We start from the raw sequence: 15,205 nt of genomic DNA, 5'->3' as shown, positions 1-15,205 counted from the left end.
GCAGTCTTTGGCCGGGGCCGTTTCACATACGTGTGATCTCCCCGCAGCACGCCCTGAAACTTCAGGACCTTGCACACCGCATCCATATTGCAGCGCGCCCATCACGTACGTGCGAGAAACCGGCCCACCTGACTTACAAACCCATCCGCACATCGCGGTGTCAAGAGCCGACCAGTCAACATTACACGACCCGCCACCGAATAGCGAGGGTCAGGTGGCGAGGCCCGGCTTCGCTGAAGGCGCAGACGCGCCGGAAGCGCCGGGCGCATGAGCATGCGCGTGCCCCGGATGCTCGGCCTCGACCCCCTCGCCCGACGACGGATCGTCGGAAGAGGGTGTACGCGGAGTCGTCGGCCGAGCATCCGCCCCCACCAGCAGCCACCCCGTGCGAATCGGACTGCGCCGCCGCGCCAGAGCGAAGCCGCACAGCAGCAGGCTCACCAGCAGAATAAGGGCCATGACCACGACGCTCGTCCACACCGGCCCCGAATCGCCCCCCGTGAGAATGCCCTGCAGCCCGGAGACGGCATAACTCATCGGCGACAACGCGCTCACCACCTGGAACGGCCCGGCCAGAATCTGCACGGGGTAGAGCCCGGCCGTGGTCGCGATCTGCACCGCGAACAGAATGAGCGACACGATGATGCCGACCCGCCCGAAGGCCGTCGTCAAGAACTGGTTGAACGCCATGAAGGCCAGCGACACCAGCAGAGAGAAGCCGAACGCGGCCGGCAGCGTCGACCAGCCCCCACCCATCGACACATACAGGTAGAGCATCACGAGCAGCACCTGTATTGCGCCGAGACCGGATGCCCGGGCGAACACCCGTGCCACCAGACGAGTGGTCGACGCAGAACTCGCGAGCACGGCGCTCTTGAGCGGACGGAAGAACAGGAACACCGCGAGCGCGCCGATCCACAGCCCCGCTGGAATGATCAGAATGCCGATGACCTGACCGATGCCGCTCACCGGGTTGATCGCGGTGACGTTCACGGCGATCGGGTTCGCGGCGATCTTCGCGGCCGCAGCCGGGTCGGTCGCGGTGTTGTTCTTGAGCGAATCCGCGCCGGTCTGCAGACCGGTCTGCAGCGTGGTGATGCCGGTGGCGAGCTGCGCCGACCCGGCCGCCGACTGCTGCGTGCCCGTCGCGAGCTGCGCCAGGCCGCTCGAGAGCCCGGAGGCGCCCGAATCGACCGCAGCCGAGTTGTCCGAGAGCTGGTTCGCGCCCGACGAGAGCTGCGAGATGCCCGACTGCAGCTGGCTCACTCCCGACGAGGTCGAGCTCGACAGGGTCGAGCCGGCGCCGGAAGCTTGGCTGAGGCCGCTCTGCAGGCCCGAGTAGCCGCCGCTGAGTTGGCTCTTCTGTGCTGCGGTGAGGTACGGGTTCGACGAGATGGCGGCGAGGATGCCCGGCGAAAGCTGATCGGCGCCGTCAGAGAGCTGGCTCACGCCGTCGGTGTACTGCGTCACCCCGCTCGACAGCTGCGACAGGCTCCCGGCGTTGTCGTCGAGGGTCGACAGACCGCTGGCGAGCTGATCGACACCGCCCGTGTAGGCGGTCACGCCCGAGCTCAGCGATGCGGCGCCGCTGGCCGCACTGGCGGCTCCGGTCGAGAGCTGGTTGAGTCCGTCGGTGAGCGAGTTCGCTCCCGTGGCGAGCTTGCCTGCGCCGTCGGCCGCCGTCGAGAGCTGCGTGCCGACCGTACCGAGGCCGGTATAGACGCCGGTCAGCACCTGGGCGGTCACGGTCTGGCCGAATCCGGCCTGAATCGAGTTGCCGACCGTGGTCGCAATGACGCTCGAGAGGTAACCGTGCGAGTTGTCGGTGGCGATGTCGATCGACGCCTGCTGCGGAGTCGGCGTGCCGAGACTGCTCACCTGCTGCGAGAAGTCTTCGGGAATGGTGAGCACCGCGTAGTACTTGCCATCGGCGAGCCCGGCCGCAGCGTCGGCCGTGTTGGTGACGTTCCAGTCGAAGCCGCTCGGGTCGGGGCCGGTGAGCTGGGTGACCAGACCGCGACCCGCATAGACGGTCGACTTCGTGCCGTCGGCGGCGGTCGTCGTGATCAGCTTGTCGTTGTTCACGAGCGCCGCCGGAACCTTATTGATGTTCGTGCTCACGCTCGAGAATGCGCCGGAGAACAACCCGGCCGCGGCGAGCGGAATGGCGATGACAGCGAGCAGACCGATGGCGAACCACAGCCCCCTGCGGCGCCGGTGCGAGCGTGCCGGGGCTTCGGCAGTGGGCGCCGCTGAGATGTGAGTATCGGCGGAGTGCGGTGACGTCATCGCAGTGATCCTTCCTGGCGGGCAGGGTGAGAGAGTTCGATAGTGCTGACGGGCCGCGGCGCAGTCTGGTCGGTAGCCGCATGGTCGTGCGCGGTCGGCGTGGCAGCCAGCCCGTCGGGCAGGGCCGGCAGCCCGACGACGAGCGTCGTCTGCGGCGGCACCTGCGAGACCAGGGCGCGCAAGAAGACGGTCTCGTCGGTGGGCGAGCCGAAGTCGCCCGTGTCGACGACGAGCAGATCCGACGTGTCGGCCAGGCCGAGTTCGGTGAAGACGACCGCAGAGGCGACTGGGGAGAGCTCGCCGAGCGTCGTCGACTCGGTCACCGCACGCTCACCCGGCACGAGCTCGAGCGCACGGGTGATGGATGCCACGCGCCTCTCCACCTCGGCCTTCGACACCCACGGGTTGAGCCAGTGCTTCGACAAGCTGATGCGCTCACGCAGAGCGGCGCCCACCGTCGTATCGAGGTCGGGGCGTGCAGAGGAGACGTCGACGAGCGAGACCCGGCGGCTGATGGCACCCGACTCCGATGGCACGCACAGCGACAGAATCTGCAGCTCGCCGTGTTCCGGCAGTAGCCGGCCGGCGAGAGTCGCACCGAGCAGGCGGCGTGAGCTCGTGTCGCCGCCCACCACGAGCAGCCCGCCGAAGGGCACCGAGAGGTCGACGGCACCCTCGAGCCCCGCGATGGCCAGATTCTGCGCGGTGATGGCGTCGTCGGTGTGCTTCGACGCCCAGGCGCTGCTCGTGATGTGCTCGCGCAGCCCCTCGCCCTCGACGTCGACGTTGGGCAGAATGCGGGCGAGAAACTTCGGCAGGCTCCAGGCGTGCTTGCCGAGCATGGTCATGACGGCCGGAATCAGCGTCATGCGCACGAGGAACGCGTCGACGAACACACCGACGGCCAGCGCGAGGGCGATCTGCTTGATCGCACCCGTACCCTCAGGCACGAAGGCGAAGAACACGAAGAACATGATGAGCGCCGCGGCCGTCACCACCCGGGCGCCGTGCACGAAACCAACCCGCACCGATCTTCGCGCGTCACCTGTCTTCACCCACTCTTCACGCATGCCCGACACCAAGAACACCTGGTAGTCCATGGCAAGCCCGAACAGGATGGCCATCAGCAGGATGGGTAAGAAGCTCAGCAGCGGCCCGGTCGTGTCCATGTTGAGCAGGCTGCCGCCCCACCCCCACTGAAAGACCGCGACCGAGACGCCGAAGCTCGCGCCCACCGAAAGCAAGAAGCCGAGGGCGGCGGTCAGCGGTACCGCAATCGATCGGAACACCATGGCCAGAAGGATGATCGACAACCCCACCACGAGAATTCCGAACGGCAGCAGAGCATCGGTCAACACGTTCGAGACGTCGACCGCCACGGCCGTCGCTCCGGTCACCGCGATCGGCGTGCCGAGATCGGCCGTGATCTTCGCGTTCATGTCACGAATGTCGTGCACCACGACCTTCGTCTCGGGAGAGTCGGGCGCAGCATCCGGAATCACCCGGAAGATCGCCGTGTCGAGGGTCGAGTCGGGCACGCCCTGGCTCACGTAGGTAACGCCCTTCACAGTGCCGAGCTCGTCGTGGATCTTGGTGAGCACACCCTGAATGTCGGTGGACTGCGTAATGTCGGCCACCACGATCAGCGGCCCGTTGTACCCGGGGCCGAAGCCCTTGGCGAGAATGTCGTAGGCCTGCCGATTCGTGGTGTTCAGCGGCTGCTGACCCGACGTCGGCAGGTTCAGGTCGAGGCTCAGCGCCGGAATCGATGCGACTCCGACGATTCCCAGCACGACGATGACGAACACGATCGGCGCCTTCATCACGAGGCCCACCCAGCGCGCGCCCATCGACTTGCCCACGGGCTTGGCGGCGGCCGCACGTGCGGCGCGTTTGGCGGCCTTCGAGCCGGGCTCCGGGGCATCCACCGCGCCCTCGGCCGAGAGCGACCATTCGGTGGTCGAGGCAGCGGTCGAAGCGCCCGCGTCCTCCGAGGTCGCCGCACCCTCGGGTGCACCGTGGCCGGCCAGGTCGGCGAGCGCGCGGCGCTGAACGCGGCCGCCCTCTTTCGGCGCGAGGCGGTGTTTGAACAGCCCCATGATCGCGGGCAGTAACGTCATCGCGATCAGCACGGAGACGAACACGGCGAAGGCCGCGGCCACACCCATCACGCTCAAGAACGGAATGCCCACGACGAGCAGCCCCAGCAGAGCGATGATCACGGTCGTGCCGGCGAAGGCCACCGCGCTGCCTGCCGTGGCGACCGCCTGGGCGGCAGACTCCTCCGGTGGTATGCCTTGCGCGAGCTGGGTTCGGTGGCGCGACAGGATGAACAGGGCGTAGTCGATTCCGACCGCGAGGCCGATCATCGCGGCCAGTGTCGGTGCGGTGCTCGACACCTCGGCGAACGCCGAGACCAGAATCACCGCTCCGAGCGAGACACCGACACCCAGGATCGCCGAGAGCAGCGGTAGCCCGGCGGCAAGGATCGAGCCGAACGTGAAGAACAGCACGATGGCGGCGAAGACCACGCCGAGACCCTCTGACGGGCTGATCGCTACTGATCCGGCCTGAAAGATGTCGCCGCCGAATTCGACACGAATGCCCGCATCGGTCGCCGGAGTCTTCGCGTCTTCGACCGCCTGGATGGTCGACTGCGGAATGCTCGTGGTGGGCCCGTCGAACTGCACGGTGGCGTAGGCGATCGTGCCGTCTTTCGAGATGGCGTTGGCGGCGTACTGCGAATACGGATCGATGACAGACGAGACGTGCGGAATCTTGGCAATCGCATCGGTCGTCGCCGTGATGGCGGTCTTGTCTGCGGCATCGTTCACCGTCTGGCCGTCGGGAACCTCGAAGACGACCTGAGCGCTCGCCCCGGCCGCGGCAGGGAAGACCGCGGTCAGCTTGTCGAGCGCCTGCTGCGACTCGGTGCCGGGAATCGAGAAGGTGTTCACCGTCGTGCCGCCGAGGGCGAGGCCACCGCCCAGAATCCCCACGAGAATCACGAACCACGCGACGAGAATCTGCCACGAGTGGCGGTACGAGAAGCGCCCGATGCGATAGAGCAGAGTTGCCATGGTCGTGGCTCCTAAGGGGTGAGTCGGTTCGGCGTGGCAGGGGCAGTGGCAGAAAGAGCGGGGGCAGAAAAGGTCGAGACGAGCTCTGAGACAACGTCGATGAGGGCTGCTCTGACCTCGTCGATCGAATCGTGAACGGTAGCGTCACCGGCAGTAGTGGCCAGCACGTAGGCGGCGCCGGCTAGGCCGACCCCGATTCTGATGCGCTGGGTCACGCTCGACATCTCGCTGTCGAACGAGCCAGCTAGGCGGGTGATCCAGTCACGAGCCCGATCCATAGTGGGGATGCCGGCGAGCGACTGCCCCTGGTTGATGATGATGTGTGCTTCGAGCTTGTATTCAAGCAGAAAGTCGATGAACTCCTCGACGAAGGCGGCCCGCTGGGCTTCGTCGGCGATGCGGCCGACGCTGCTGCCGAGCACGAGGCCCAGCTTGTCGACCGCCGGAGTCAGCGCAGACTCGAGCAGGGCTTCTTTCGACGCGAAGTGATAGAGCACGCTCGACTTCGAGTAACCGGCCGCGTCGGCGATCTGCTGCAGCGAGGCACCCGCGTAGCTCGTCTCGACGAACAGACGCAGTGCGACGGCCCGCAGTTCTTCTGCTGGCTCACTTCTGGGTGCGGCGTGACTCACGGTGCCACCGTAGCTGACCGTTCGGTCAGGATTTGGGCGATTGCCAGAATCCAAGGTCGACTCCCAGCCTGAATGCTGGCGTTCTCAGACAGAAGTCTCTCAAACGGAATCGGCGTCAGCGCCCGCAGCCGACGCGCCGGCCGACAACGCGAGAATCGGCTTCGGACCCGCAGCCTCGGCCTGACGGTCGGCGAGACGCTGCTCGCGCCGCACTCGACGACGCTCACGCGCGCCCTCCACGAGGTTGTACAGAACCGGTAGCACGATGAGCGTCAAGATGGTCGACGAGATCAGTCCGCCGATCACTACGATCGCGAGGGGTTGAGAGATGAATCCGCCGTGTCCGGTGAGCCCGATCGCCATCGGCACCAGGGCGAAGATCGTCGCCAGTGCGGTCATCAGAATCGGCCGCAGTCGGCGGATGGCTCCCTGAACGAGCGCCTCCCGCACCGGGAGCCCTCTGGTGCGGTACTGGTTCACGAGGTCGACGAGCACGATGGCGTTCGTCACCACGATTCCGATCAGCATCAGCACGCCGATGATCGAGGCGACGCCGAGCGGGATGCCCGAAATCACCTGCAGCGCAATGGCGCCGGTCGCCGCGAACGGCACCGAGACCAGCAGCAAGAGCGGCTGCAGCAGGCTCTTGAAGGTGGCGACCATGACCACGTACACGATCAGAATCGCGACGAGCAGCGCGATGCCCAGCTGGCTGAAGGCGTCGCTCTGGTCGGAGGTCGCGCCGCCCAGGGTCGCTGCCGCGCCCGCAGGCAGCGTGGTGTCCGCAACCGCCTTCGAGACCTCGGCGCTGGCGCCACCGAGGTTGTCGCTCGACGGTGTGGCGGTGATCGCCGCCGTGCGCAGGCCCTTCGACTCCGTAATGGTGTCGGGGCCGTTCTGCTGCGAGACCGTCGCGAGCGAGTCGAGCCTCACGGGGCCGGCCACTGTCGGAATCTGCAGCGCCGCCAGGTCGGCCTGGGACGACGGAGTCGAGTCGCTCTGAATGTAGATGGTGAGCTGCGTACCGTCGATGCCGATCGTGCCGACGGTCTGCGGCTGCATCGCATTCGACACCAGCGTTCCGACCGCGACCTCGCTCAGCCCCGCTGCGGCCGCCTTGTCACGATCCACCGCGACGGCGATATACGGCCGGGTCGCCGCCAGGTTCGAGGTCGCCTGCGTGATGCCCGACAGCTTCGAGATCGACGCGAGCAGCGCGTCTGAGGCGGTCTGCAAGTCGGCCTGGTTCGAGGCGGTGATGTCGACCTCGATGTCTGACGATCCGCCGAATCCGGCAGAGGCGCCCACGGTGATCTGGCCGACGTCGGGAATCGCGGCGAGGTCGGTGCGCACCGTGTTCTGCAGGTCATCCTGGTTCACGTTCTCGTCGGTCGTGATCGAGTAGGTGATCGCGTTCGCCCCGCCGCCCGCGAACGCGTCACGAAGACTCGAGCCGCTCGACCCGATCGACACCTGAACGGTCTGGATGCCCGAGACGCCCTTGAGCGCAGCCTCGACCTTCTGCGCCGACGTGTTCTGCGCGTCGAGACTCGTGCCGACGGGTACGGTCTGTGTGACCGTGAGGGTGTTCTGCCCGCTGGATCCCAGGAAGTTCGTCTTCATGAACGGCACAAGCGCGAACGTTCCGGCCAGCACGAAGACCGCGATGAGCATGGTTGCCACCGAGTGCTTGAGGGTCCAGCTGATGATCGGCAGGTAGCGGCGCTGCAACGCGCTCGGCTTCTCGTCGTCGACCACGGCAGTGGGCTGTCGGCGGCTGCGGCGAGGGAGCGCAGCCGTGGCGACCGCGAGCGAGTCGCGCACGGGGCGACCGGCCACGAGGTCGACGGGGGCCGCGTCGGAGCCGGCAGCGTCTGACGTGTTCGCGAGCGCAGGCGTCTGCGGAGCATCCGGTGTCGCCGCAGCCGACTTCTTAGCCCGCTTCGCCTTCTTCGGCTTGTGCGAGCTGCCCAAGAACCAGTACGCCAGAACGGGCACGATGGTCAGCGCCACGAGCAACGACGACAGCAACGCAATGGTGACGGTCAGCGAGAACGGCTTGAACAGCTCTCCCGTCGTGCCCTGCACGAACAGCGCGATCGGCAGGAACACGGCGACGGTCGTCACGGTCGAGGCGGTCACCGCGGTGGCCACCTCGCGAACGGCCTCCACGATGACGGCAGAGCGCTGGGCGCCCGTGATCGGGCCGCCCACCTCGGCAAACGTCAGATGCCTCTTGATGTTCTCGATGACCACGATCGAGTCGTCGACCACCCGCCCGATGGCGATGGTCAGAGCGCCGAGCGTGATGATGTTCAGCGAGTAGTCCGCCGCCTGCATAGCGATGAAGGTGATGAGCACCGAGGTCGGAATCGAGATGGCGGTCACCAAAGTCGACCTGATCGACATCAAGAAGATGAGAATGATGACGACGGCGAAGAACAGGCCGAGCAGCCCCTCTTCGGCGAGCGAGTTGATGGACTGCTGGATGAACGGGGCCTGGTCGAACACGACCGTGAACGTCGCTCCGGGCAGCGCCGTCTCGAGCGACGGGATCAGGTCGCGCACGCCCTTCGACACGTCGACGGTGTTCGCCGACGGAAGCTTCGTCACGGCGATGGTCAGCGCCGGCTGTCCGTTGACGCGCGAGATCGACGTCACCGGGTTGTCTACGAGGGCGACCGTCGCCACATCGCCGATGGTCTTGACCGATCCGCCTGCCGCAGAGGCGGCAGCTGCGGCCGCAGCAGCCCCGGCCTCGCCAGAGCCCGTCGAGCTAGTGGGAGTCACCGGCAGCGCACTGATGTCCGCGACGCTCGCGAGCGTCGAGCCGGCCTGCACCGAATAGGTCAGCCCGTTCTCGGTGAGCGATCCGGCCGGAATGAGCTGGCCGTTCGTCGCGACCGCGTTCTTGATCGAGGTGTCGGTCAGCCCCGCTGCCGTCATCTTGGCGGGGTCGGGTGTGATCGTCACCCGTTTGCCCACATCGCCCAGCAGCGACGCGGCCCGCACGCCGGGCACCTGCTCGATGTCGGTGAGTGTCGACGCGTTGATCTGCGCCGCCATCTTCTCGGTGTCGCCGCCGGTGACGGCGATCTGGATGACCGGCAGATCGCCGATGCTGCCGCTCAGCACCTGCGGAGTGATGCCGTCAGGCAGCGTCGACTGAATGCGGCTGATCGCCTGGCTGATCTTCTGCTCGGCGTTGGCCAGGTTCGTGCCGTACACGAACGTCGCGTTCACGATCGAGAGGTTCGTACTCGAGGTGGCCGAGGTGGTGTCGATGCCTTCGACGCCCTGCACCGCCTGCTCGACTGGCACGCTCACGTCTTGGTTGACGACCTCCGGGGCGGCGCCTGGGTAGTTGGTCAACACCACCAGCTGCGGAAAGTCGATCGACGGAATGAGCTCTTGCTTCAGGCTCGTCAGCGCAATGCTGCCGAAAATGGCGACGACAATCGTCACGAGCGCGATGAGCGCGCGGTTCTTCATGCTGAAGACGGCGAGAAAGTGCACATTTCCCTCTCGGGGCCGGCGAAGCTGTTTGCTGTGGGGTTTCAGTCTCCCATTTCACAGCGCCCCGCATTTGCATCTGTTCACGCATGCTCAGGTCTAGCCTTGAAGAAGTTGCACTCTACGAAAGGACCTTTTCGGTGGCACGCATCGGACTCAGTGAACTCGACGTCTTTCCCCTCTGCCTGGGCGGCAACGTCTTCGGCTGGACGGCCGATAAGGCGGCATCGTTCGACATTCTCGACGCATACGCCTCCGGCGGGGGCGACTTCATCGACACGGCCGACTCGTACTCGGCCTTCGTTCCGGGCAACCACGGGGGCGAATCCGAGACAATCATCGGCGAGTGGATCGCAGAGCGCGGAAGCCACGACGACCTCGTGATCGCCACGAAGGTCAGCCGGCACCCCGACTTTCTGGGGCTGAAGGGCGCGAACATCCTCGCCGCCGCCGACGCTTCACTCGGCCGGCTCGGCGTCGAGAGCATCGACCTGTACTGGGCGCACTACGACGACCCCGACACTCCGCTCGAGGAGTCGGCGGCGGCATTCGACTCGCTCGTGAAGAGCGGAAAGGTGCGCTACTACGCCCTCTCGAACTTCACGGCCGACCGCATTCAGCAGTGGCTCGACGTCGCCGACGCGAACGGATTCGCCCGCCCCGTGGCGCTGCAGCCGCACTACAACCTCGTGCACCGCAACGACTTCGAGCAGACGCTCGCCCCGCTCGCGTCGGCCAACAACCTGGGCGTGCTGCCCTACTACTCGCTCGCCAGCGGCTTCTTGACCGGAAAGTACCGCACGGCCGACGACAACGCCGGCACCGCGCGCGCAAAGGGTGCTGCTCGCTACGCGACCCCGGCGGGCCTCGCCATCATCGACGCCCTCGAAGAGATCGGCCAAGCCCACGAGGCCAGCATCACCACGACCGCTCTCGCCTGGCTGCTCGCCAAGCCCACCGTCGTCGCCCCCATCGCGAGCGCCTCCCGCCCCTCCCAGGTGCCCGACCTCCTCGCCGTCGACGCCGTCACCCTCACCCCCGACGAGGTCGCCCACCTAGACGCCGTCAGCACCTGGAACGGCTGACCCCGCCTCCCGCTGCACCCCTACCCACCTGCTGGCCCCCCGGCCGGGTGCTGAGGTCGGAGATGCCGCACTATCCCCGCAATACGTCGCCATGTTCGCTCTCCTCCGCCCTAACTCCCCCGGCGCTGCGCGTTGCCCCTCACACCGCTATAGTGATGTTTTCTCAGCTATAGAAGTGGAGCGAAGATGGCTAGTCACCCAGGTGGGCGCAATGAGTACCGCGACATGGTGCGATCGATCGTCGACCAGCACGGGTGGTTCGTGCAGAAGGTGTTCGCGGGTGAGGGGTCGGAGATCTGGCCGCAATTCGCATACACCGTCGGACTAACTGAGATGGGTCATCCGGAGATGCTCTGCCATGGCCTGCCGCTCGATACTGCCCACCGACTTCTCAACGTTCTCGGAGAACAGGTTCGAGCCGGAACACGATTTCCGGCGAATTCGGCGGCGACCACGCTGACGGCTGACAATCTGCTCTTGTTCTTCATCGAGGTCACCAACAGGAGCGATTTGGCCGTGGCCACCATGATGTACGGCGAGGTCGAAGCGGTTCAACTGATCTGGCCCGACAAGCAGAAGCGCTTTCCGTGGAACGAAGGATGTTCGATTCCGTCCGACCAGCAGCCCCTGCGGGGAAGGTTGCCCGGGCCTCGTGTTATCGAGTGAGCCTTAGAAGCGTTAATCGTCCAAGAGGCCGTGAACGGTGGCCTCGTCGACGATGAGGTCGGTGATGAGGTGGGCCGCCAGCGCGCCACGGAGGGCGGGCATCCGCGATTTGCCCGACACGACACACACGCGGCGCGAGACACGAGCCAGCCGATCGAGGGGCGGGCCGCTCGAGCGAAGGTTCATGGGCACGTCGGCCGACGAGCCGTCGGCGCGGTAGAACACCGTCGCCACGTCGCCCACGACGTTCGAGGCAGCCAGAGACGCGAAGTCGTTCTCGTCGAGGTAACCGCTGGTGTAGACGTGGCCCGGCACCTCTGAGTTCGGGGTTCCCAGGCCGAAGAGCGCGACATCCATTCGCTTCTGAATGTCGAGCACGCGGCGGATGCTGCGCTCCCGCCAGAGCACCTGTTTCGTTGCCGGGTCGTCGAAGAACGCCGGCACAGGAAACTGCTGCACATATGCGCCGTAGGCCGTACCGAACCGGCTCATGATCTCGCTGGCATAGACGATGCCCGTGGTGCGCGTGTTCGCCGCGCCATTGAGCTGCACGATCTGCGAGTTGTGCGTGACCTTGGGCTGCAGGTGGCGCGAAACCGCGCTCATCGTGCTGCCCCAGGCGATGCCCATGGTCATGTTCGAGTCGAAGAACTGGTTGAGAATGCGTGCGGCCGACATCGCGACCCGCTCGAGCCGATCGACCTCATTGGCCGAATCGGGCACCGGAACGACGTGCACCGTCACGTGATGCTTCTCTTGCACACGCTGCAGCGCGGTAGAGATGCGCTCGGCGGGTGTCTTGACCTGAATCTCCACGAGCCCTGCCTCACGAGCAAAACTGATCAGCCGAGAAACGGATGATCGTGACGTGTGCAGCTCGGCCGCGATCGCCTCCATCGTGAGGTCTTGCATGTAATACAGATGCGCGGCTCTGAGCGCGTCGCGTACTCGTTCACTGGCCGCCCCATGCTCGACGGGACGTTCTGCCACGGGTGCTTTCATCGCACGCCTCCAACGCTTTTCACTGCGGACTACCTGCCCAATCAATACACACTCTGCACGTATGTGCAAGAGGCTTGACCAAACGTGACGACGTTCCCATTATGTATTGAGTCACACGATTGCGCGGACGCAACCGGCGACTTACACGAAGGCGAGTACACAGTGACTGACAACAACACTGACACCGCTGCGACGAACGACATCCGCAGCGACGTCCAAGCAATCCTCGACCGCCCGACCGCCCAGGTTCTGGTCATCGGTGGCGGTATTAACGGCGTCGGCACCTTTCGCGACCTGGCCCTGCAAGGCGTCGACGTGATTCTCGTCGAACGCAACGACTTCATCTCGGGTGCATCGGCGGCGTCGAGCCACATGATCCACGGCGGCGTGCGGTACCTCGAGAACGGCGAGTTCCGGCTCGTGCGCGAATCGGTGCAAGAGCGCAACCGGCTCATGAAGCTCGCACCTCACTATGTGAAGCCGTTGCCCACGACCATCCCGATCTTCTCGACGTTCTCGGGCATTCTGAGCGCACCTCTTCGCCTGCTCACCCACAAGCAGGGCGGCAAGACGAAAGAACGCGGTGCTCTACTCATCAAGCTCGGCCTGACCGGCTACGACTCGTTCTCGCGCGACGGCGGCACTGTTCCTCGCCACGAGTTCAAGGGTCACAAGAAGTCCATGCAGAAGTTTCCGAAGCTGCGTGACTCGGTCAAGTACACCGCGCGCTACTTCGATGCAGCAGTCGAGAACCCCGAGCGCCTCGCGCTCGACATCGTCGGCGATGGCCGCGCGGCCGGCAAGACCGGCGTCGACGGCAAGGCGCGCAGCGTCAACTACGTCGAAGCCATCGGCGACAGCGAGGGCGGCGTTCTGCTGCGCGACACCGTCAGCGGCACCGAGTTCACCGTGAAGGCCGACGTCATCGTCAACACCTCCGGCCCCTGGACCGACCTCACCAACAAGGCCCTCGGCAAGCAGACCAGCTACATGGGCGGCACCAAGGGCTCGCATATCGTGCTCGACAACCCCGAGCTCTACAAGGCCTGCGCCGGCGGCGAGATCTTCTTCGAGAACAACGACGGCCGCATCGTGCTGATCTACCCGCTCAACGGCCGCGTACTTGTCGGAACCACCGACATCGACGCCGACCCGAGCGAGCCGAGCGTGTGCACCGAAGAAGAGGTCGACTACTTCTTCAAGCTGGTCTCGCACGTTTTCCCAACGATCGCGGTCGATCGTTCTCAGATCGTCTACCGCTATTCGGGCATCCGCCCGCTGCCGAAGCACGACGACACCGCCCCCGGCTTCGTGTCGCGCGACTACCGCATCGAGCAGACGGTGTTCTCGGGCGACAAGAAGACCCCCGTGCTTTCGCTCGTCGGCGGCAAGTGGACCACCTGGCGCGCGCTCAGCGAGCACCTCACCAACGAGACGCTCGCGCTGCTCAAGAAGACTCGCACGGTGAGCACCGAGACGCTGCAGATCGGCGGCGGCGTCGGTTTTCCGCAGACCGACTCGGCCACCAAGGCCTGGGTCTCCGAGCACTCGGCCGGCCTCGCCCCGCAGCGCACCGCCCAGTTGCTGAAGCGCTACGGCACTAAGGCTTCCGCGGTGATCGCGTACATCAATGAGCGCCCCGACGACGCCCCGCTGGTCTCGCTGCCCGACTACAGCACCGCTGAGATCGACTACCTCATCGCCAACGAGTACGTCGTGCACCTCACCGACGTCGTGCTGCGCCGCACCATCGTCGCCTTCGTCGGCGGCCTGACGCAGCCTGTCTTCGACGAGCTGAGCACCATCATCGGCAAGCAACTCGGATGGTCGGCAGAAGCACTGGCCGACGAACGCAGCCGTGCCGTGAAAGACCTCGACTTCTTCCACGGGCTGAAGCTCGAGGCGAAGGCAGCGACTCCGGCCAAGCAGAAGGCCTGACCGCAGCAGCAGTACCGCACCACAGCAGTACCGCACTAAATATGCACGAACGTGCACCTCGCGAGCCTTGTTGAGGGTTGCGGTGCAGGACTAGGTTTCAAACTGGTTCCGCACCGCAGCTCTCGCCGAGCACCGCAGCGAGGGTTCAATAACCGTGACGTAGCAGTCACAGAAGAAAGGTCAACGTGGACAATCTAGGTATTGATTTCGTATCGGAGCTGGTGGGCACCGCCCTGCTTGTGCTCCTCGGCTGTGGTGTCGTCGCCAACGTCGCCCTGACGAAATCCAAGGGCTTCAACGGCGGCACGCTGATGGTCAACATCGGTTGGGGCCTCGCGGTCTTCGCCGGTGTCATCGTCTCGTACGCCTCTGGCGCTCACCTCAACCCTGCGGTGACCCTCGGCCTCGTTGCGAACGGCGCCACCCACTTCGGCGGAGCATCCACCCAGGTCGACGTGAACTTTCTCACGATCATCGCCTACATCGGCGCACAGCTCATCGGCGCCATCATCGGTGCCGTGTTCGTGTGGCTGGCCTACAAGCAGCACTTCGACGAAGAGCCTGAACCGGCCAACAAGCTGGGCGTGTTCTCGACCGGTCCGTCGATCCGTTCGTACGGCTGGAACCTCATCACCGAGATCATCGGCACCTTCGTGCTGGTCTTCGTCATCATCGGCTTCTCGCGCAACTCGGGCGGCGGCGGCCTCGACGCTCTCGCAGCCCTGCCTGTAGCCCTTCTGGTTATCGGCATCGGTGCTTCCCTCGGTGGCCCGACCGGTTACGCCATCAACCCGGCCCGTGACCTCGGCCCGCGCATCGCCCACTTCATTCTGCCCATCAAGGGCAAGGGCGGTTCGGACTGGTCGTACTCGTGGGTTCCGGTCGTCGGCCCGATCATCGGCGGCGTCATCGCCGGTTTCGTCGCCATCCCCCTGCTGCCCATCCTGACCTGACACTGACGTCGGCAACGGTTCATCACAGCAGCACAACGCAACAACAA

At 65.5% G+C, this 15,205-nt stretch carries 9 protein-coding genes; 4 read left to right on the top strand and 5 right to left on the bottom strand.

Annotation, left to right across the window (positions count from 1 at the left end; translation table 11 throughout):
• Window positions 1–210 precede the first annotated feature (210 nt).
• The 4 genes from LQ955_RS18570 to LQ955_RS18555 form a co-directional block, all read right to left on the bottom strand.
• Window positions 211–2,289, bottom strand: coding sequence for a YhgE/Pip family protein (locus LQ955_RS18570; protein ID WP_231025959.1), 2,079 nt, complete (start codon window positions 2,287–2,289; stop codon window positions 211–213).
• The gene (locus LQ955_RS18565) at window positions 2,286–5,369 is read right to left on the bottom strand and encodes an MMPL family transporter (RefSeq protein WP_231025958.1); all 3,084 of its coding nucleotides are present in this window, start codon (window positions 5,367–5,369) and stop codon (window positions 2,286–2,288) included. Before LQ955_RS18565 ends, LQ955_RS18570 begins: the two co-directional genes overlap by 4 nt.
• A gap of 11 nt (window positions 5,370–5,380) precedes the next feature.
• Window positions 5,381–6,001: a TetR/AcrR family transcriptional regulator gene (locus LQ955_RS18560; RefSeq protein WP_231025957.1), complete on the bottom strand. Its 621-nt coding sequence runs from the start codon at window positions 5,999–6,001 to the stop codon at window positions 5,381–5,383.
• Window positions 6,002–6,100: 99 nt separating this feature from the next.
• Window positions 6,101–9,517: an efflux RND transporter permease subunit gene (locus tag LQ955_RS18555; protein WP_231025956.1), complete on the bottom strand. Its 3,417-nt coding sequence runs from the start codon at window positions 9,515–9,517 to the stop codon at window positions 6,101–6,103.
• A 137-nt stretch (window positions 9,518–9,654) separates the two neighbouring features.
• On the opposite strand from LQ955_RS18555, the gene LQ955_RS18550 reads away from it, so the two are divergent.
• Window positions 9,655–10,599: an aldo/keto reductase gene (locus LQ955_RS18550; RefSeq protein ID WP_231025955.1), complete on the top strand. Its 945-nt coding sequence runs from the start codon at window positions 9,655–9,657 to the stop codon at window positions 10,597–10,599.
• Window positions 10,600–10,785: 186 nt separating this feature from the next.
• Window positions 10,786–11,265 carry a DUF4262 domain-containing protein gene (locus LQ955_RS18545; RefSeq protein WP_231025954.1) on the top strand — a complete coding sequence of 160 codons (480 nt, stop codon included), beginning with the start codon at window positions 10,786–10,788 and terminating at the stop codon, window positions 11,263–11,265.
• Window positions 11,266–11,277: 12 nt separating this feature from the next.
• On the opposite strand, the gene LQ955_RS18540 is transcribed toward LQ955_RS18545, so the two are convergent.
• A complete protein-coding gene (locus tag LQ955_RS18540) occupies window positions 11,278–12,255 on the bottom strand; it encodes a sugar-binding transcriptional regulator (protein ID WP_390623406.1) in 978 nt (325 codons plus the stop codon).
• Between the two features lie 174 nt (window positions 12,256–12,429).
• Between LQ955_RS18540 and LQ955_RS18535 the strand changes: the two genes are divergently transcribed.
• Both LQ955_RS18535 and LQ955_RS18530 read left to right on the top strand, forming a co-directional pair.
• Window positions 12,430–14,205 (top strand): glycerol-3-phosphate dehydrogenase/oxidase, encoded by a 1,776-nt coding sequence (locus tag LQ955_RS18535; RefSeq protein ID WP_231025953.1) that lies wholly within the window; start codon window positions 12,430–12,432, stop codon window positions 14,203–14,205.
• Window positions 14,206–14,390: 185 nt separating this feature from the next.
• Window positions 14,391–15,158, top strand: coding sequence for an MIP/aquaporin family protein (locus tag LQ955_RS18530; RefSeq protein ID WP_231025952.1), 768 nt, complete (start codon window positions 14,391–14,393; stop codon window positions 15,156–15,158).
• Window positions 15,159–15,205: the final 47 nt, after the last annotated feature.

The sequence above is a fragment of the Subtercola endophyticus genome, from assembly GCF_021044565.1.
Classification (GTDB): Bacteria; Actinomycetota; Actinomycetes; order Actinomycetales; family Microbacteriaceae; genus Subtercola; species Subtercola endophyticus.
Note: the sequence above shows the minus strand (reverse complement) of the source record. Positions and strands in the feature narration are given on the sequence as shown.

Bases quoted from the DNA above. Each gene is read 5' to 3' on its own strand.
- LQ955_RS18570 (WP_231025959.1), bottom strand. From the start codon at position 2,289: ATGACGTCACCGCACTCCGCCGATACTCACATCTCAGCGGCGCCCACT.
- LQ955_RS18565 (WP_231025958.1), bottom strand. From the start codon at position 5,369: ATGGCAACTCTGCTCTATCGCATCGGGCGCTTCTCGTACCGCCACTCG.
- LQ955_RS18545 (WP_231025954.1), top strand. From the start codon at position 10,786: ATGGCTAGTCACCCAGGTGGGCGCAATGAGTACCGCGACATGGTGCGA.